Raw genomic sequence first — 18,925 nt, 5'->3', positions numbered from 1 at the left:
TGACCTTTCTGCCGTTCTCTCTTTCTTCTTTTGCGTGCCCAAAAGAAGAAACAAGAAAAAGGCACCCCAACCAGTCCTGGCCCTGCGGGCTTCCCTTACTTCTCGCCGAGGGCGGGACGCGGAAAAACTCGGGCTTCGCCCTCAAACAGTTTCCGCGTCTTTTCCGCCCCCGTCTGCGAGGCGCGGCAGGACAAATGGGGGAGGGAAGGAAAAATCCCATTGACACGCCGCCGAGCACCGGAGAGGCTGCCGAAAAAGGGCTTTGCACTGTTTGAGGCGTTAGCCGAGTTTGCAAAGCCCCGGCAGCATCGAGGAGTACCCCATGCGGGGCATAAACTCCGGGCATCCCGCCTTCGGCGGGACAAGGGACACGGGTGCCCTTTCTTTGGTTCGTTTCTTTGGGTAAGCAAAGAAATGAACATACTGATTTCTTGCCGCATTCCATAATTTCAACTATGTTGCCCAAGCAAGAATACACCATCGCCACACAGCAGCAAATGGCGATGCTCCCATTACCTTCGCAACCAGGTGAAAAGAATGAAACTCTTTGTTACGCCCCAAGGCGACCGTTGGCTCTGCTCCGAATGTGAAGAGGAGTTCGCCGAGACCATCACCAAAGAGGGGTGGCGGGTGGCCTTTTCAAAAATCGACCCCATGCTCCGCTGCTCCGAATGCAAACACGGCGACATCGAAATCTTTGATTGATCCCGCTCTCCTTGAAAAAATTCAAGAAGATATATATCGAGATCACCAACCGCTGCAATCTTGCCTGCAGCTTCTGCCTCCGGAGCGACCGGGCCAAAGCCTTCATGCGGCCGGAGGATTTCCGCGCCATCCTCGGGACAATAGGGGGGTACACCGACTACCTTGCCCTGCATGTCCTGGGCGAACCGTTATTGCATCCGGAACTCGCTGAAATCCTCGCTCTCTGCCAGGAACACGGTCTCAAGGTCAATCTGACCACCAACGGCATCCTGCTGTCCCAGCGCCGGGAACTTTTACTGGCCAGCCCTGCCCTGCGCCAGGTCAACATCTCGCTGCACAGCTTCAGCGAACAGGATGGCGACCCAACCATTTCCGGATATCTCCCAGAAATACTGAGTTTTATCCGGGAAGCCGAGGCAACCGGGCTGCTGATCAGCCTGCGGCTCTGGAATCTGCCGCCCAAAAGCACCAATCTTCCCTCCCCCAACGAGACCATCCTGAAGACGCTCGAGGATTTTTTCGGGTTGCCCGAACCGCTTGCCGACAGACTCACCCCAGGCCACGGCCTCACCCTGGCCGCCAAGGTTTTCCTGAGCCAGAACCCCCGCTTCACCTGGCCCCATGGACCGGCCCCGGATCTGGGCGACAAGGGAACCTGCCGGGGGCTCAAGGATCATGTCGCCATCCTGGTGGACGGCACCGTGGTGCCCTGCTGCCTCGATGCCCAGGCGGATATCCCCCTGGGCAACATCCACGCGCAATCCCTTGCAGAAATCTGCGCCAACCCCCGCGCCGAGGCCATGCGCACCGGCTTTTCCCAGCGCCGCCTTACAGAATCCCTCTGCCGCCGCTGCACCTTCCGGCAATCCTTCTAAATCTTACCAGCCAACTGGCCGCAGGCCGCGGAGATATCCGCGCCCCGGCTCTGCCGGATAAAGGTGTTGAACCCCGCCTCGCGCAGTACCTTCTGGAAGGCCAGGGTCTGCGCTCCGTCCGGGCAGGAGAATTCCGTATCCCCGGAGCCGTTGTAGGGCAGCAGGTTGATCCGGCTGGGGATACCCTGCAGCTTCTCCGCCAGCAGGTGCGCATCGGCCAAGGAGTCATTGATCCCCTTGAGCATGATGTACTCGAATAAAATCACCTTCTTTTTCCCCAGCGGATACCTGCGGCAGGCCGCGAGCAGCGCTTCCAGCCCATGGGTTTTGTTCACCGGCATCAGACTGCTGCGGACCGCGTCATCGGCACTGTGCAGCGACACGGCGAGATTGACCCGGATATCCCGGCCCAGATCGTCCATGCGCGGGACAAGGCCGCAGGTGGAGACCGTTATCCGCCGCTCGGAAAAGCCGAGGCCATGATCGTCCATGAGGATCTTGAGCGCAGTCAACAGGTTGTCGTAATTGGCCAGGGGCTCGCCCATGCCCATGAACACCAGATTGTTGAGCAGCTCCCGAGGCGTGGCCCGCTCGATCCCGCCCGCAACCATATGGGTCATCACGGCCAGCACCTGGCCCACGATCTCGGCGGGGCGCAGGTTGCGGACAAAGCCCAACCCCCCGGTGAGGCAGAAGCGGCAGCCCATGGCGCAGCCCGCCTGAGAGGAAACGCACAGGGTATGGCGGCCGTCCTCGGGGATGAGCACGCTCTCGATCATGGCGTTGTCTTCGAGCCGGAAGGCGAATTTTTCGGTGGTGTCCGCCGATTTTTCCACGGCAACCGGGGAAAGGCTGCTCATGGCGGCATGCTCGGCCAGGAGGGTTGTCACCTCCCGGCTGATCCCGAGTTGGGAAAAATCAAGAACCCCGGGACGGTGCAGCCGGGCAAAGATCTGCTTGGCCCGCTTGCCGGGCAGCCCCAGCCCCGCGACAAACTCGACCAACCGCTCCAGGCTGAGATCGCGCAGATCGGTTGGCCCGCCCTGCGGCGAGCTAGTATCCTGCCTGTGCGCACTCTGTTCTTTGTGTTCCATATCCATGCCCCCTCTGTACCATATTTCCCTCCCTGTTTCAAAAAATGATGCCCTCGCGAAAAACGACACACGCGCACTGATGCGCCCCCGCTCGAAAATCCTTGACGCAGCCTGGCAAATAAATCAAATATACATTTAACTTATCTTAAAGGACCTATCCCGTGCGAAAACAACGAAGCGACGGCCAGGAAACCCGCCGGAATCTGCTGGCGGCAGCAGGCGAAATCTTTGCCGCCAAAGGCTTCCGGGAGACGACCATCGCCGAGATCTGCAAGCAGGCGGAAGCCAACACCGCCGCGGTCAGTTACCATTTCGGCAGCAAGGAAGCCCTGTATGTAGAGAGCTGGCGCTATGCCTTCACCCGATCGTTAAGCATCTATCCCCCGGATGGCGGCATCCCGGCCGAGGCCCCGGCGGAAGAACGTCTGCACGGGCGGATCCGGGCAATCATGCGGAGGATCATCGACCCGCAAAGCCATGATTTCGACATCTTCCACAAAGAGATGGCAAATCCCACCGGTCTCCTGGCCACGGCCACGCAAGAATCAATGGAGCAGATATTCAAAGGCCTCTCCCTCCTGGTCTGTGAATTGCTGGACAAAAAAACCGACTCCCAGGAAGTGCAGCTCTGCGCCATGTCCATCCGGGCCCAGTGTTTCGGCCCCTTGCTCCACGCCCGGTGCCGCAAGAGCGTGCAGGGTCTGCCCACCACCGGCCTTGAACCCCTGCTCGAAAATGTGGAGCAACTGGCGGACCATGTCACCCGCTTCAGCCTGGCCGGAATCAGTGCGCTCCGCCGCCGGCAGCCGCAACAATCCCACACAGAGGTTGACCCATGAAACACCCCGGCCGAAAAACCCTCATCGCCCTCATCGCCGTGCTGCTTTTCGTCGGCCTGGCCGCATGGCAGCTTACCCGGCGCCAGGGAAATAGTCTTGCCTACCGGACCGCCGAGCTCAAACGCGGGGATCTGGTGGTTACCATCAACGCCACCGGCACCGTGGAACCTGAAGAGGTCATCGACGTCGGCGCCCAGGTTGCCGGGCGGATCGTCTCCTTTGGCACGGACGCCAAGGACAAAACCGTGGACTACGGCTCGCTGGTCGAGGCGGGCACGGTGCTGGCCCGGATCGACGACTCGCTTTACGCTGCCGACGTGGCCCAGGCCGAGGCCCAGCTCCTCTCGAACAAGGCCGGATTGCAAAAGGCCACGGCGGATCTTTTCAGAACCGAACAGGAATGGAAGCGGGCCCAGCAGCTCGGCCCCTCCCAAGCCTTGTCGCAATCCAGTTATGAGGGGTACGAATCAGCGCATAAAACCGCGCTGGCCCAGGTGGCGGTAAGCGAAGCCTCAATCCGCCAGGCCGAGGCGGCGCTCAAGCGCGCCCAACGCAACCTCGGCTACTGCACCATCACCTCGCCGGTCAAGGGCATCATCATCGACCGGCGGGTCAACATCGGCCAGACCGTGGTGGCGAGCCTCAATGCGCCGAGCCTCTTCCTGCTGGCCAAGGATCTTACCCGCATCCAGGTCTGGGTGGCGGTGAACGAGGCGGATATCGGCAAAATCCACCCCGGCCAGCCCGTGACCTTCACGGTGGACGCCTTCCCCAATGAAACCTTCCGGGGCGAGGTGGGCAAGATCCGGCTCAACGCCGCCATGACCCAGAACGTGGTGACCTACACGGTGGAGATATCCACCGATAACGCTGATGGCCGGCTCCTGCCCTATCTCACCGCCAATGTCCTGTTCCAATTGCAAAAGCTGGAGAATGTACTCCAGGCGCCCAACGCGGCCCTGCGCTGGAACCCGCCTGCCAAGGAGGGCGAGAGCGAGGGCCGCACGAAAAAAGAAGGCAAGGGGCCAGACTCGGCAAAGGGCCCGGCCGGCGGCAGCCTCTGGGTGCTGGACGAGAAACAGAACCCCCGCAGGATCGAGGTCCAAACCGGGCCCAGCGACGGGATCAACACCGCGGTGGAGAGCACGGAGCTGCGCGAGGGGATGCAGGTCATCACCGGGATACGGATGTCCGAGGCCGACAAGAACGGGAGCGCGGGCGGCAGCCCCTTCACCCCCAAGTTCGGCGCCGGGAAGAAAAACAGCGGGGCCAAATAGGGCTGCCATGGAACTCATTACCCTGCGCGGGATCGAAAAGACCTACCAGATGGGCGACATCGCGGTGCCCGTGCTGAAAGGCATCTCTTTAGCCATCCGGCAGGGGGAGCTGGTCGCGCTCACCGGGTCGTCCGGCTCCGGCAAATCCACCCTGATGAATATCCTGGGCTGCCTGGACCGGCCGAGTGCGGGCGAATACTGGCTGGAGGGCCAGGAGGTCTCCCAGCTTTCCGCCGACGAGCGGGCCCTGCTTCGCAACCGCAAGCTGGGCTTTGTCTTCCAGAGCTTCAACCTGCTGGCCAGAACCAGCGCCATCGAAAACGTGGCCATGCCGCTTTCCTACGGCGCCGAGCATTTGAGCGAACGCGAGGCAAGGGAGCGGGCCGCGGAGATGCTGACCAAGGTGGGGCTGGCCGACCGGCTGGACCACCATCCCTCCCAGCTTTCCGGCGGCCAACAGCAGCGGGTGGCCATCGCCCGGGCCCTGATCAACCGCCCGCCGGTGCTCTTTGCCGACGAGCCCACCGGCAACCTGGATTCCAAAACCAGCGAAGAGGTGCTGCAGATGTTCGAGCGGCTCCACACCGAGGACCGTATCACCATCATCATGGTGACCCATGACCCCAAGGTGGCGGGACACGCCAACCGGGTGATCCGCATGGACGACGGGGTGATCCAGGGCGATGCCCCCCCTGCAGCCGAGCCAAACCCAAAAAACCCGGAAAGCGCGCCATGATGATGTATACCACTGCACGCACAGCCTTCCGCACCCTGCGCCGCAACCCCATGCGGGCCATGCTCACCACCTTGGGCATCGTCATCGGCGTGGGCGCGGTCATCGCCATGATGGAGATCGGCGCCGGCGCCTCGGGCGCTCTGAAAAAAACCATTGCCAGCATGGGGGCCAATGTTTTGGTGATCCGGCCCGGCACCGCCTCCAGCGGCGGAGTCTCCTTCGGCGCGGGCACCACCACCACCCTGACCCCGGAAGATTGCCAGGCCATCCTGCGGGAATGCCCGGCCGTACGCAACGCCGCGCCCATGGTCCGGGCCCGCACCCAGGTGGTGTACGGCAACCGCAACTGGGTACCCAACGCCATTTACGGCACGACCCCGGCCTATCTCGACGTGCAGGACTGGTCCATCCTGGCCGAGGGCGAGCCCTTCAACGACCGGGATGTCTTAAACGGCAACCGGGTCTGCATCCTGGGCCAAAGCCTGGTCCGGGAACTGTTCGATGGTGAATCCGCGGTGGGCAAGGAGATCCGGATCAAAAACATCGCCTTTCGGGTGGTCGGTGTGCTGAGCCCCAAGGGCGCCAACATGATGGGCTTCGACCAGGACGATGTCATCCTCGCGCCCTGGACCACCATCAAATACCGGGTCACCGGCGCGAGCGCCTCCACCGCCAATCAGAGTGCCTCGGTTGCCAGCGACTCGGTGAATACCCTGTCCAATCTCTATCCCACGGCCCAGCGCAGCCTCTATCCGGAACGCTCCGCTGTCCAGCAGGCCAACAACCCCATGCCGGTGCGCTTTGCCAATATCGACCAGATCATGCTCGCCGCCAACAGCTCGGCGGAGATTCCCCTGGCCATTGAGCAGATCTCCGGGGTGCTCCGGGAACGGCACCGCATCCGTGCCGACGAACCGGATGATTTCAACCTCCGCGACATGGCCGAACTGACCCGCACCCTCTCCACCACCACCAAGCTGATGACCAACCTGCTCCTGGCCGTGGCCATGATCTCCCTGGTCGTGGGCGGGGTGGGAATCATGAACATCATGCTCGTTTCGGTTACCGAACGGACGCGGGAGATCGGGCTGCGCATGGCTGTCGGCGCCCGGGGCCGCGACATTCTCCGCCAGTTTCTCGTGGAAGCCGTGGTCCTCTGCCTCACCGGCGGGGCCATGGGCATCGTCCTCGGACACGGCGGCTCCCTGCTGGTCCGGTTCCTGCTCAAGTGGCCGGTGGAGACCTCGCCCGCGGCCATTGCCACCGCGGTGCTGGTTTCGGCCGGGGTGGGAATCATCTTCGGATTCTATCCGGCCTGGAAGGCCTCGCGGCTCGATCCCATCGAGGCCCTGCGTTATGAATAATTGTTTAGCAGCACCGCATCTGCGTTGTTATCAGCCTGCTCATGTGCACTAGCACACATCGCAGGCTTCTGCCTAGCAGCTACGGCACTGCTAAACAATTACCGTTCGGGGTTTAGCCTTATTTCCCTACTCCGAGCTGACCGTTATTGTGTAAATAATGACCGGGCCAACCTCCCGGCACATCTTTATTATAAGGAGCATCCCCATGATCCCCAAACCATACCGAACCTCCCTGGCCCTCTGCCTCTGCCTGCCCCTCCTGGCAAGTTGCATGGTTGGCCCTGATTTTCAGCGCCCGGAGGCCAAGGTCTCCTCCCAGTGGCTGGGGCAAGCGCCCACAGTCCCCGCAGCTCCCGAGGCAGCGCCCACAGCGGAACAAAACCTGGCCCAATGGTGGACGATCTTCAACGATCCCCAGCTCACCTCCCTGGTGGAGCGGGGCATGCAGGCCAATCTGGACCTGCGCATGGCCCAAAGCCGTATCCGCCAAGCCCGAGCCTCCATGGGCATCGCCGGGGCGGACCTCGGCCCGACCGTGAACACCAATGCCTCGCTTACCCGCAGCCGGACCCCGGCATCTTCGACCCGGAGCGAGGTGACGACCGGCAATCTCTACCAGGCAGGATTTGATGCCGGGTGGGAGATCGATCTCTTCGGTGGCTTGCGGCGCGGAGTTGAAGCAGCGGGCGCGGATCTCGACGCGGCCATGGAAAACCGCAACGATCTGCTGGTGAGCCTGAGCGCCGAGGTGGCCAGCAACTACCTGAACCTGCGCTCCTTGCAGCAGCGGCTCGCCATTGCCCGCGAGAATCTCAAGGCCCAGGCCCACACCGCCGACCTGACCCGCCAGCGCTTCAACGTGGGCTTTGCCAGCAAGCTCGATGTGGTGCGGGCGGAATCCCTGGCCGCCACCACGGCCGGACAAATCCCGCTGCTGGAGGCGCAGGTTCGGCAAACCATTTACAGCCTCAGCCTGCTTTTGGGCGGCGAACCGTCCGCCCTCTTGGCGGAACTGACCCCGGAGGCACCGTTGCCAGCGGCCCAGGCCACGGTGCCCGTGGGGCTGCCTTCGGACCTGCTCCTGCGCAGGCCCGACATCCGCAGGGCGATTGCGAAGATCCATGCAGCCACCGCCCGGATCGGGGTGGCCAAGGCCGATCTCTTTCCCAAATTCACCATCTCCGGAGCCTTCGGCTACCAGAATACCAATTCCAATGCACTCTTCAACACCGCCAGCAGCTTCTGGTCCCTCGGCCCGGCCCTGAATTGGCCGCTCTTTGACATGGGCCGCACCCGCGCCAACCTGGAGCTGAAAAAAGCCCTCCAGGAAGAAGAGCTTCTGGCCTATGAACAGACAGTGCTCAATGCCCTGCGGGAGGTGGAAAACGCCCTGATCGCCTCGACCAAGGAGGAAGAGCATCGCCAAGCCATGGCCCAGGCCGTGGCAGCCAACCGTACCGCGGTGGAACTGGCCACCTCCCTCTATACCGCGGGGCAAAACGATTTCCTCGCCGTGCTGGACGCCCAGCGTTCTCTCTATACCGCCGAGGATGCCCTGGCCCAGTCCAGCCGCACCGTTTCCACCAATCTCGTTGCCCTGTATAAGGCGCTGGGCGGCGGCTGGCAAACGGAAGAGGCGGCCCCTCGACAGGCTCAGGGCGAACGGGAAACTGATTGATTCTCAGCCGCCAACACTGCACCCCCGAGTCTTTCGATGAATTATCCGCTCGTCCTGAGCCTGTCGAAGGACTGCTGTAACCAAATCAGGGGCTTGTCACACATGACCAAGCAATGATGCAAAGAAAAACCTCGGTGCGCATCCAGTCCCAGCAGGCAGGCCAGCCGCTCCTCGATTTCGTCAGCCAACGCTTCACCTACCGGAGCCGGGAGGAATGGCAGGCGGAGCTGGCAGCCCACCGTTTTCTGCTCAACGGTGCCGAGGCGCGGGGGGACACCATCCTGGCCCCCGGCGACCTGCTCGTCTACCTGATGCCCGCCCTGGTGGAACCCCCGGTTGACCCCAACTACACCGTGCTCCACGAGGATGACGACCTGCTGGTGATCAACAAGCCCGCTCCCCTGCCCTGCCATCCCGGCGGCCGCTTCTTCGCCCACACCCTTTGGGCCCTGCTCAAGGAGCAGCACGGACTTGCCGACCCAAGGTTCATCAACCGGCTGGACCGGGAGACCTCCGGCCTCGTGCTGGTGGCAAAGAACAAGGCTGCGGCCCGTCTGTGCCAGGAGCAGTTTGCCCAGCACCGTGTGGAGAAGATCTATCAGGTGGTGGTGGAAGGGGTTTTCCCGGACACGCCACGCACGGTGGAGGCCACGGGCTGGCTGGGGGGGGACCCGGAGAGCGCGATCCGCAAAAAGATGCGGTTCTATCCGGAGCAATGCGCTGTGCCGCCCGGCGCCGTGGCATCCAGCACCCAGTTCCGGCGCATCTGGAGCGCAAACGACACCAACCTGAGCCTGCTGGAAGCACGGCCGCACACCGGCCGCTGCCATCAGATCCGCGCCACCCTGTTGCACCTGGGCTTTCCGGTGGTGGGCGACAAGCTCTATGGGGTGGACGAGCAGCTTTTCCTCCGTTTCCAGGAAGACCGGCTGAGCGAGGCCGACCACGCCCTCCTCCGCCTGCCCCGCCAGGCGCTGCACGCATCGAGCCTTCGCCTCAGCCATCCGGCAACAGGCAAGGAGCTGAAATTTTTCGCCCCCTTGCCGCTGGCAGTTCAGGGATTGCTGGAATAGATATCGGTTTACTTTTCCAGTGATATTCCATACCCTATCAGACAATATCGCTCTCTGCGAAAACCAACCGCACGAAAATCGAGGAGTGTCCCTGATTTCCCTGGCATTGAACTAAGGAGCAAACCATGACCATCATCGAATCCGTACTGCTCAGCGCATTGCCGATCTTTCTTATGACAGGCAGCGTTGCCGGCTTGCTTGCCGGTGCCATTTTGATTTTACGACCGCACTGGTTGCTGCGCGCGGGCCCGATTGCCAACCGCTGGATTTCCACGGGTTCCTTCGACAGAATGTTAAACATCCCCATCAATGCTGATTCTTGGTTTTACCGTTATCGCCGCGCCAGCGGTTTAGTTACGTCAGCGGGGGCGATGTATGTCCTGTATTTTTTCAGCGTACAGATTGATACAACCAGCGCCGGTTCAGGGTACGGTGGAATGTTCTTTGAGACAATGGTATTGATCGCGCTATTGGGCGCGGCGCTTGCCTTGTTCGTCAGCCTGATCGTGCTGTTTCGCCCAAGCCTGTTGCGCAAATTTGAATCCGCCGCCAATGAATGGATTTCATTGCGTGACGCGCTGAAACCACTGGAGATTTTGCATAACAACGTGGATGAATTTACTTTCCGCCACACCCAGCAAGTGGGCGTGATCTTGGTGCTGTGCAGTGTATATACCTTGGTGGTCCTCACCTTCTTGGCAAGGTGAGAAAAGAAATATTGGGGGAGGCATTTCTGGGCGAGAGGGAGATAAGAAAAGCAGAAATCAGGGACACGCCCCTGGTTTTTTCTTCCCCTCTCTTCTTGATGCCTTCCCGCCGGAGTGGGGATGGTACAAAGAGGGGGTCCGGCGCAATCCAGGCCCGCCCGGAAACTAACCGGCCAACGAGGCAGCAGCGGTGACCGGCGAAGTCCGCAACGCTGTTTTCTCTTTCTTCCGGGCCTTCTGGGCATACATCCGGGTATCGGCCAACGCCAGCAGATGCGCCATGGTCTCGCCCTCGGCCCACTGGGCCAGACCGTAGCTGAAGGCCAGCGCATACCCCTTGCTCCAACTACTGTTCACCTGGGCAACCCGCGCCTCAATGCGCTCGACCAAACGCGCCGCCTCCCCTTCCGTGCAATGGGACAGGATGAGCAGAAACTCGTCGCCCCCCATCCGGCAGGCATAATCACTGGCACGCATCTCCCGGATCAGTTGGCCGGCAAAGGCCTTGAGTAGACTGTCGCCCTCGGCGTGGCCAAAGGTATCGTTGATCTGCTTGAGGCCATCCAGATCGAGGTAACAGATGGTGAGCGGACTCAGCTCCCGCCGGGTGGCGCTCAGGTGCTTCTGGAGCAGGGCCAGGGCCGCCCGCCGGGTAAAAAGATCGGTCAGTTCATCAATGGCGACCTGGCGTTCCAGCTCCGCCTCCTTGGCCTTCAGCTCCTTAAAAACAAGCTGATAGGGCGAGCGAATTCCGGTCTGCACGATGGCCCGATAAATCATATAAAAAGAGACGATTTTGAAGTAGTGGCCCACCATATTGGAGAAGCCGTAATTGCTGATGTAAAAAGTAAAGGATAGTTCCGACAGGATGGTACACACGAGGGAGATCATGAGATAGCCGAAGACCTGGGGAGAAAAAAGCTGCCGGTGCCGGTAGGCCAACCAGGTGGCCAGGCCGAGAATGGCGCAGATAAAAAATTCACTCCAGATCTTAAAAGGTGTCTGCCCAACCCCTTCGATGAAGCAAATTGGGAATATCCGCCACTGGAAAATCGAAAACAGAATCAGGGCGGTGACCACCGCATAACCGGCCTCGAGCACATAGGGACGTAACGTTATCCGCCTCGGGGCCAGGGAAAAAGCCGCCAACAGGGTGAGGCTTTCCAGCAAACGGGTGGCGACCCACAACTGATTGGCATAGAAATCATAATCGGTAAAGATCTGCATCCCTTTGTAGGAAAGGGTGTGCATGAGGTCGAGAAACCCGATGAAGAGGTAGGCAATTCCCAGGAGATAGAGATAGGAATCCGCCAGATGTTCCCGGGAATTCCAGGCAATGATGAAGATGGTAAAGGCAATGACGATGCTGAAAATCTCCACCAGGCTGTGGAAGAGGAGATAATTGCGGAGGCCCACATAATAGAGGGCGACAAATCCCGCCCCCATGAGGAGAAACAGTAGCGAGCGGGCGAGCGCACCGCCCGCCGATGGTCGCTCAAGATGTGTCTGTTGTTCCCTCTCCATCATGCGCCTCTGCCTGTTTGCCCCCTCGGCATCCCACCACTTATATTGTCGCGAAGCACACGCCGAACCACAAGTTCAACCCCGCGCCGTTCGCGGAAACAACAAAAGATGGAAACGGGGAGAAGAAATCGTCTTTTGGGGGGGCTTCTAAAAAAACCGAATCGCGCCCGAACTACTTTCTAACCTAGCCGGGATGCTTTGGGTACAACCTTTTTTTCTAATTTCCCCAGAGACCGGACCGCTTCGTTCTTTTCTTGTTGCGACAAAAGGACGCACCCCTCTTTCCTGAGATGGATGGCGCGTCAACATCTGTGGTAAACTGAATTAAAAATTTGCTTAAAACCGTTGCGCAGGAGCCAAAAGTACGCTTTGCGCCCCAAAGACGCCAGGCAAGCAGGCTCACAAAAGGAGATGCCATGAAAACGAGCAGGCTATTCGAACCACTCTCCATCGGAAATCTCCACTTGAAAAACAGAATCGCCATGGCCCCCATGACCAGATCCCGGGCCGGGTCGGCACGGGTGCCCAATGCATTGATGGCCGAGTATTACCGGCAGCGCTCCTCAGCCGGACTGCTCATCACCGAGGCCACCGTGGTGTCCGAGCAGGGCATCGGCTGGCACGATACACCGGGCATCTACACCGAAGAGATGGTCGCGGGCTGGCGGAAGGTTACCGACACGATCAAACCCACCGGCGCGCACATGTTTCTGCAGCTCTGGCATTGCGGCAGGGCGTCGCACAGCGATTTCCACGACGGCGCGCTCCCGGTTTCCGCCTCTGCGGTGCAACTGAACGGCGATTATATCCACACCCCGCTTGGCAAGAAGCAATACGAAATTCCCCGCGCCCTGACGGTTGAGGAAATCAAGGCGACCGTGGCTGATTACCGCCAAGCCGCGAGCAATGCCAAGGAGGCAGGGTTTTCCGGGGTTGAGGTGCACGGGGCCAATGGATATCTGATCAATCAATTCCTCGATCCGAAAACCAATCTCCGCACGGACCAATACGGCGGCAGCCTTGAAAACCGTTTCCGTTTTTACAAAGAGGTGGTCGAGGCGGTGCTTGAGGTCTGGGCCCCGGAGCAGGTAGGCGCGCGCATCTCGCCCAACGGGGTTTTCAACGATATGGGCAGTGACGACTTCCGGGAAACGTATCTGTACGCGGCCAAGGAACTCAACACATTCAACCTCGGCTATCTCCATGTCATGGACGGGCTGGCCTTCGGCTTTCACGGCAAGGGCGAGCCCATGACCCTGGCGGAATTCAGGCCGCTTTTTCAAGGCAGGATCATCGGCAACTGCGGTTACACCATGGCAGCGGCTGAGCAGCGATTAGCCGAAGACACCGCGGACATGATCGCCTTTGGCCGCCCTTTTATCACCAATCCCGATCTGCCCGAACGCTTCAAAAACAATTACCCCCTCAACCCTGCCGAGGATATGTCGCTGTGGTATACCTCTGGGGCCAAGGGATATACGGATTACCTGCCGTATGCCCCTTCTGCTTCCGTGTGAGGCTGAGAAAAAAGGGGGACGGTTTGTTTTTTCCTTTGCGGCTGACTTAAAGAATCAAGAACTAGCACAAGGAGGGGGCATGAAAAAATCGATCGCAATTTCCACCGCATTGAGCATCCTCGCAGTAACTGTGTCTGGATGCGTCCTGGAAACCGTAACCATCAAACCGGACTCTAAGAGATTTTATTTTCCCACATCCAAATCGGGACACGCAACCATGCCGGCATCTCCCATAGGCATCCCCTGCCCCAGCGCCTGTTTCGCAACCATGGGAACCAGTTGCACCGTGCAATTGCCAGCGGACGATTCAACGATCGTTGGCTTTTCCCACAACTATGACCACGGCACTGAGCCTTGCCGATGCTGGGAATATGCAAACTGCGCATACAGGGGCTATGTGGGTTTTAATTTGTCTGCGCTGCAAGGGAAAGGCATTGGCTCCGCGAATCTCAAATGGGATTCTTCAACACAAAAAAGTTATGGGGATACCGCCTCAAATGAAGGCACCTGCGTAAAAAAAGTTTTTATTGCCCTTGAGCCCTGGCAACAGAACACAACAACCCAAGGCGAGGACTTGAATGTCGACTGGCCAACTGGGAATATCAATGTCAGTTCGACCGTCCGGGATTGGATGTCCGGCGCTCGCCCCAATCATGGCTTCTTTTTTGTAGGGCCGGATGAAAACCTCGACGTGAAAAATAACGATAAATGCCTGACAATCATGGAGAATTTACGCCTCGAGGTGTTGGTCTCAGAAAAAAAATAATCCATGCACAAAGGGACCGGCTCCATTAACCTCCTGAGGATGCGCACATGAAAAAAATGGTTTTAATGCCGACCCGGCAAAACAGACGACTGCCTTATTAAAAAAGGTTTTTGGCGCCAAATAGAAACAGGGATTCCCCCATGGCAAAACATGTGTGCCCCTGGTGGCTGGCCTATGCCTTTGACAATCCGTTGCGGCGGCTCTTCCACAAGCCGGAGGAGATCTTTGCCCCGTATCTCCAGGAAGGGATGACAGCCACCGACCTCGGCTGCGGCATGGGGTATTTCTCCATCTCCATGGCCAGGATGGTTGGCGAAAGCGGAAAGGTGCTCTCCGTTGATCTGCAACAGCAGATGCTGGATACCCTGATGCAGCGGGCCGCAAAAGCCGGGGTCGCCAGCCGCATCACCCCCTTGCTCTGCGATGCGAGCACTATCTGCCACCACGACGAAGTTGATTTCGCCTTGGCGTTCTGGATGGCGCACGAAACTCCGGATCAATTCAACTTTCTCACGCAGGTCCAGGCGATCCTCAAAAAATCGGGCAAGCTCCTCCTGGCCGAGCCCAAGCTCCATGTCACCGGAGGTGAATTCCAAAAAACGCTGCGCATCGCCCATGAAGCAGGGTTCAAACATCTTGGTTCGCCTCTCATCTCCTTGAGCCATGCGGCTCTGTTTGCAAAGCAATGATATACACCAAACCCTGTCCCCCCTTCCCGGCTTAGCCCAGGCGAAGGACCAACCGGCGACGCATTCCTGGTATTCCGGTCGCCTCCCACGATTCCTTCCTGATCAACCTCGCCTCGCCCAATCCGGAAACAACGGATTGGGCGATTCTTCCCATTCTCCTTATATGTCGCGTCCCTTCCGTTTCTCTCCGCTCAACAGTTTCTGACGCGGAACCGGTCATTTTTTGATGGGCCGGAATCCTGCCCCACGGGCGGCCGGCGGACCACCTCTTGCCAACAGCCGCGGTTGGCGCGGGGTTGTGCGAACAATCTCCCTGGTGATTGCAATGGCATGGGAATTGCTGAGCGACAGGGGGAGAGTTGAGGTTTTGTTTCCGGAGACAGGAACAATCACACTGAATTTTTTTTCAAGAGGCACACATAGAAATGATGCGATTAGAAAACGGTGGACGACGTTGGGCGGGACTACTTGCCGGGGGGCTGTTCCTGACCACGGCGGCATGGACGCAGGCCATTGCTGGGGGAAGTGAACTCCTTCCCGGAGACTGCATAAAATGCCATGACCAGGCGCCCCTGGATATTGCCAAGGCCGGGGGAGCGCACAAAGAAAAAGTAAGCTGCGTGGACTGCCATGTCAGCCATCCTCCCAAATCAAAGGATATCATCCCGAAATGCAGTACCTGCCATGCCGATACCCCCCACTTCAAGTTGCAAGGGTGTGTCGGCTGCCACAGCAACCCGCATACTCCGCTGGTGGTGACGATTCCCTCGGGAATTACCGAGCCGTGCCTAAGTTGCCACAGCAAGCAAATGACCGAGTTGCAGCAGGAGGTCAGCAAGCACACCGCCGTGGCCTGCTCCACCTGCCACCGGGAACGGCACGGCCTTATCCCCAACTGCACCGACTGCCATTCGCCCCATGCCGAAGGGCAGGTGCAGAAAGATTGCCTTACCTGCCACAAGGCCCACATGCCGAAAAACGTCACCTACCCGGCAGATATATCCTCCAAGAATTGCGCGGGCTGCCATGCCGCGGCCTATGAAACACTCAAAAAGAGCACGGCCAAGCATGCCAAGCTGGAATGCGCCACCTGTCATCAGGAGAAGCATAGGATGATCCCGCAATGCCAGGGCTGCCATGGCGCAAAACCGCACGCCGCGGCCATGCACCAGACTTTCCCGCAGTGCAGTCAATGCCATGGGACAGCCCATGACCTGCACAAATAATTCTTCACCCATGCGGGGCATGATGAAAACGTGCCCCGCATGGGTGGTCTTGCCAGTAGAGGGGTTTTAATATAATCTTCAGAGGAGGAATGCATGGATTTCACCATCGTTAAACCGGACCAGACCCTTGATGTGAAGGGCATGTGTTGCCCTATGCCGCTGCTTAAAACCAAAAAGGCCATTGAGTCCATCGGTTCGGGCCAGATTCTGGAAGTTCTCGGCACCGACCCCGGATCCAAAAATGACCTCCCCAATTGGTGTGCGCGCTGCGGCCATGAATTTTTGGGCAACAAGGAAAATGAAGGAGTTTTCATTTTTTATATCAAAAAGGGGTAGCCGCCCCCTGTTGTAGCTTGAGGCACAATACCGAAAACACATCGGGCCTGAAAGCATGGGGCAGGTGGTGGTTCGTCCATTTTCCCGCCGGGGGTTCCTCATCCTGCCGGACGGGAAAACATCGAATGTACGAATGCCGCGCCTGCCCCTCTTTCCCCTTCACAGGAAAACTCCTCCCCTCACCCTCCCGCCGGATCACTCTTTTCCCCTCCAATCCGAACAGGCATCACACAGCGGACCACGATCATCGCCGCCATCCTCCGGCAGAAGCGGTAGCGCCTGCCAGCGGCAACGATCTCCGCATCAATGATTGAACCGGAAATGCTGCGCTGCGCTTTCCTTCGTGTGGCTTCCCTTCCTGGAAACTCTCCCTGCGCCCCCTTCAACTCCGGTAGCTGCAGGAGAAGCGTGACGTTTTTTTTTGACTTCTCTTTTTTTTTCAACGATTGTTTAGATACTGTTCGGATTCCATCAAGACAAACAACCCGATTTTCCAAGGAAAGGAGTTGAACACCATGAAACTCTCGCTTCGGACAAGGGTAATGGGTATCCCGCTGGCGCTGGTGGCTGCGGCCATCACATCATTGGTGGCGGTGTCCTTGTGGGTGGTGAACACCATGTGGCAAGCCGAGTTGCAGACCCTTGCCAAAAGCCAGGCAGGACTCACGGAAAAAAGCCTTGAGAGCCTCAAGAAGCAATCCCTTGTTTTAGCGGGCTTCTCCGCCCAGGTTCCCGGCGTGCAGGAGGCCTATGCGCTGGCCCGGCAAGGCAATGAGACCGAAGGCCGCGGGATGCTGCGCAAAAGTTTTGACCCCATTCATGCCGAACTCGCCAAAACCCTCGGTCTCAAGACCGTGGAAATTCATTTTCACCTCCCCCCGGCCAAGAGCTTTCTCCGCATCTGGCGCAAGCCAGGCGACCGGGACGGCGGCGATGATCTTTCCGCCTTCCGCAAGACCATTCTCAAGGCCAACAACGAAAAAACCCAGGTCTCCGGCCTCGAGGTTGGCGACCAGGGGTTTGCCATCCGCGGCGTCATTCCGATTACCGGTCCCAACGGCGAACATCTCGGCTCCGTGGAAGGCTTGATGCCCATGGGCAAGGTGTTTGAAACCTCCAAGGCCCTTGAGACAGACAATGTGGCCATTTACCTGCTTTCCTCCCAATTGGAATTCGCGAAAAAAGCCAAGGAGATGAATCCCCCCATTGTGGGCGACATGGCAAGGATATTCAGTTCCGCCGCCACCGAAACCGACCCGTTTATCACGGAAAAAATACTCCAGAACGCGAAAACGACAATCAGCATGGAGGAAAACGGCGGACGACTCATAACCGCCATGCCCATTCTCGATTTCGCCAATGAAACCAAGGGGGTTCTGGTGTATGTCCGGGACGCCAGCACTCTGGTCAATAAGATCCGCTATCTGCAATGGGGCTTAACCCTCGGCGGGATTGCCCTGGTTGCGCTGCTCTCGGTGCTGCTCTTCTTCTCCTCGGGCACAATCACCCGCCGACTCAATCAAACCATCGACACCTTGGGCGAGGCCGGAGGCAACATGCTCTCCGCCGCCCAGGAGATCAACAGCACCAGCCATCAACTGGCCGAAGGCGCTTCAGAGCAGGCTGCCTCGCTGGAGGAAACCTCCTCATCCCTTGAAGAAATGGCCTCGATGACCCTCCGCAATTCAGACAACGCCAGCCAGACGGAAACCCTGATGAAGGAGGCCAGCCGGACCATCACCGAGGCCGGGGAATCCATGCAGCGTCTTACCGGTTCCATGCAGGAAATCTCCAAGGCCAGCGAGCAGACATCCAAGATCATCAAAACCATCGACGAAATTGCCTTCCAAACCAATCTCCTGGCGCTTAATGCGGCGGTGGAAGCGGCACGGGCCGGCGAGGCCGGGGCCGGGTTCGCCGTTGTTGCGGACGAGGTAAGAAATCTCGCCATGCGCGCGGCGGAAGCAGCAAAAAATACCGCCACCCTCATCGAAGGGACTGTTGGCAAGGTCCAGACGGGATCGGAACTCGTTTCCAAAACCAATCAATCCTTTGCCGAGGTTTCCGAGGCTTCTGGCCGCATCAACCTTTTGATCAGCGAAATTGCCTCGGCCTCGAAAGAACAAGCCCATGGCATCAGCCAAATCAACAAGGCAATCGGGCATATCGACTCCGTCACCCAACAGAATGCCGCCAGCGCCGAGGAATCCGCCTCTTCTTCCGAAGTGCTGAGTGCACAGGCAGGCCGCGTGCAGGAGATTGTCGGTGGCCTTGCCGCCCTGGTTTCCGGAGAGGAGAGTCTTCAATCCGCAGGAAGGGGAGAAGGAAGGCCGGCGGCCTCCTTGCCGCGGCCGCCCAACAAACAAAAACTGCTTGACCGTGCAGAGGCGAAACCCGCACCGGCGCCGGCAAATAAACCTTCTTCCGTCAAGGCCCTTCCCCAGCGGAAGGAAACGGATGATGATTTCGAGGATTTTTAAGGGACGCTGGGTTGGGTCTTTCGTCTAAGCCCTTGCCAC

At 59.1% G+C, this 18,925-nt stretch carries 18 protein-coding genes; 15 read left to right on the top strand and 3 right to left on the bottom strand.

What is annotated here, in order from left to right:
- The first annotated feature begins 537 nt into the window (after window positions 1-537).
- Entirely contained in the window at window positions 538-705 is a 168-nt protein-coding gene (locus MWR57_RS12505; protein WP_423125160.1) for a hypothetical protein, read from the top strand.
- A complete protein-coding gene (locus tag MWR57_RS12500; protein ID WP_423125159.1) occupies window positions 702-1,580 on the top strand; it encodes a radical SAM/SPASM domain-containing protein in 879 nt (292 codons plus the stop codon). The genes MWR57_RS12505 and MWR57_RS12500 overlap by 4 nt, the downstream gene beginning before the upstream one ends.
- Here the strand turns inward: MWR57_RS12500 and rlmN are convergent.
- Window positions 1,577-2,674 carry a dual-specificity RNA methyltransferase RlmN gene (gene rlmN / locus MWR57_RS12495; protein WP_423125158.1) on the bottom strand — a complete coding sequence of 366 codons (1,098 nt, stop codon included), beginning with the start codon at window positions 2,672-2,674 and terminating at the stop codon, window positions 1,577-1,579. The genes MWR57_RS12500 and rlmN overlap by 4 nt on opposite strands.
- Before the next feature lie 161 nt (window positions 2,675-2,835).
- Between rlmN and MWR57_RS12490 the strand changes: the two genes are divergently transcribed.
- From MWR57_RS12490 to MWR57_RS12460, 7 genes are all read left to right on the top strand, one after another.
- On the top strand, window positions 2,836-3,513 hold the full coding sequence (locus MWR57_RS12490; protein WP_423125157.1) for a TetR/AcrR family transcriptional regulator: 678 nt from the start codon (window positions 2,836-2,838) through the stop codon (window positions 3,511-3,513).
- Window positions 3,510-4,790, top strand: a complete 1,281-nt coding sequence (locus tag MWR57_RS12485) for an efflux RND transporter periplasmic adaptor subunit (protein WP_423125156.1) — start codon at window positions 3,510-3,512, stop codon at window positions 4,788-4,790. Before MWR57_RS12490 ends, MWR57_RS12485 begins: the two co-directional genes overlap by 4 nt.
- Before the next feature lie 7 nt (window positions 4,791-4,797).
- Window positions 4,798-5,526, top strand: coding sequence for an ABC transporter ATP-binding protein (locus MWR57_RS12480; protein WP_423125155.1), 729 nt, complete (start codon window positions 4,798-4,800; stop codon window positions 5,524-5,526).
- Window positions 5,523-6,890 carry an ABC transporter permease gene (locus MWR57_RS12475; protein WP_423125154.1) on the top strand — a complete coding sequence of 456 codons (1,368 nt, stop codon included), beginning with the start codon at window positions 5,523-5,525 and terminating at the stop codon, window positions 6,888-6,890. Before MWR57_RS12480 ends, MWR57_RS12475 begins: the two co-directional genes overlap by 4 nt.
- Before the next feature lie 205 nt (window positions 6,891-7,095).
- Entirely contained in the window at window positions 7,096-8,568 is a 1,473-nt protein-coding gene (locus MWR57_RS12470) for an efflux transporter outer membrane subunit (RefSeq protein WP_423125153.1), read from the top strand.
- Window positions 8,569-8,681: 113 nt separating this feature from the next.
- Entirely contained in the window at window positions 8,682-9,641 is a 960-nt protein-coding gene (locus tag MWR57_RS12465) for an RluA family pseudouridine synthase (RefSeq protein ID WP_423125152.1), read from the top strand.
- A 125-nt stretch (window positions 9,642-9,766) separates the two neighbouring features.
- Window positions 9,767-10,348, top strand: coding sequence for a hypothetical protein (locus tag MWR57_RS12460; RefSeq protein WP_423125151.1), 582 nt, complete (start codon window positions 9,767-9,769; stop codon window positions 10,346-10,348).
- A 165-nt stretch (window positions 10,349-10,513) separates the two neighbouring features.
- Here the strand turns inward: MWR57_RS12460 and MWR57_RS12455 are convergent, their stop codons facing one another.
- Window positions 10,514-11,875 (bottom strand): sensor domain-containing diguanylate cyclase, encoded by a 1,362-nt coding sequence (locus MWR57_RS12455; protein ID WP_423125150.1) that lies wholly within the window; start codon window positions 11,873-11,875, stop codon window positions 10,514-10,516.
- 413 nt (window positions 11,876-12,288) lie between these two features.
- Between MWR57_RS12455 and MWR57_RS12450 the strand changes: the two genes are divergently transcribed.
- The 5 genes from MWR57_RS12450 (at window position 12,289) to MWR57_RS12430 (ending at window position 16,406) form a co-directional block, all read left to right on the top strand.
- Window positions 12,289-13,389, top strand: coding sequence for an alkene reductase (locus MWR57_RS12450; protein ID WP_423125149.1), 1,101 nt, complete (start codon window positions 12,289-12,291; stop codon window positions 13,387-13,389).
- Between the two features lie 79 nt (window positions 13,390-13,468).
- On the top strand, window positions 13,469-14,155 hold the full coding sequence (locus MWR57_RS12445) for a hypothetical protein (protein WP_423125148.1): 687 nt from the start codon (window positions 13,469-13,471) through the stop codon (window positions 14,153-14,155).
- 140 nt (window positions 14,156-14,295) lie between these two features.
- Entirely contained in the window at window positions 14,296-14,844 is a 549-nt protein-coding gene (locus MWR57_RS12440) for a class I SAM-dependent methyltransferase (protein WP_423125147.1), read from the top strand.
- A gap of 425 nt (window positions 14,845-15,269) precedes the next feature.
- Window positions 15,270-16,070, top strand: a complete 801-nt coding sequence (locus MWR57_RS12435; protein ID WP_423125146.1) for a hypothetical protein — start codon at window positions 15,270-15,272, stop codon at window positions 16,068-16,070.
- 93 nt (window positions 16,071-16,163) lie between these two features.
- Window positions 16,164-16,406 carry a sulfurtransferase TusA family protein gene (locus tag MWR57_RS12430; RefSeq protein ID WP_423125145.1) on the top strand — a complete coding sequence of 81 codons (243 nt, stop codon included), beginning with the start codon at window positions 16,164-16,166 and terminating at the stop codon, window positions 16,404-16,406.
- A gap of 179 nt (window positions 16,407-16,585) precedes the next feature.
- Here the strand turns inward: MWR57_RS12430 and MWR57_RS12425 are convergent, their stop codons facing one another.
- Window positions 16,586-16,903 (bottom strand): hypothetical protein, encoded by a 318-nt coding sequence (locus MWR57_RS12425; RefSeq protein ID WP_423125144.1) that lies wholly within the window; start codon window positions 16,901-16,903, stop codon window positions 16,586-16,588.
- A gap of 18 nt (window positions 16,904-16,921) precedes the next feature.
- Here MWR57_RS12425 and MWR57_RS12420 point away from each other — a divergent pair, with 18 nt between their 5' ends.
- Window positions 16,922-18,886, top strand: coding sequence for a methyl-accepting chemotaxis protein (locus MWR57_RS12420; protein ID WP_423125143.1), 1,965 nt, complete (start codon window positions 16,922-16,924; stop codon window positions 18,884-18,886).
- Window positions 18,887-18,925 lie beyond the last annotated feature (39 nt).

The organism is Hydrosulfovibrio ferrireducens, from assembly GCF_046883345.1.
Lineage (GTDB): Bacteria > Desulfobacterota > Desulfobulbia > Desulfobulbales > Desulfurivibrionaceae > Thiovibrio > Thiovibrio ferrireducens.
This window is presented reverse-complemented; position numbering and strand designations above follow the sequence as displayed.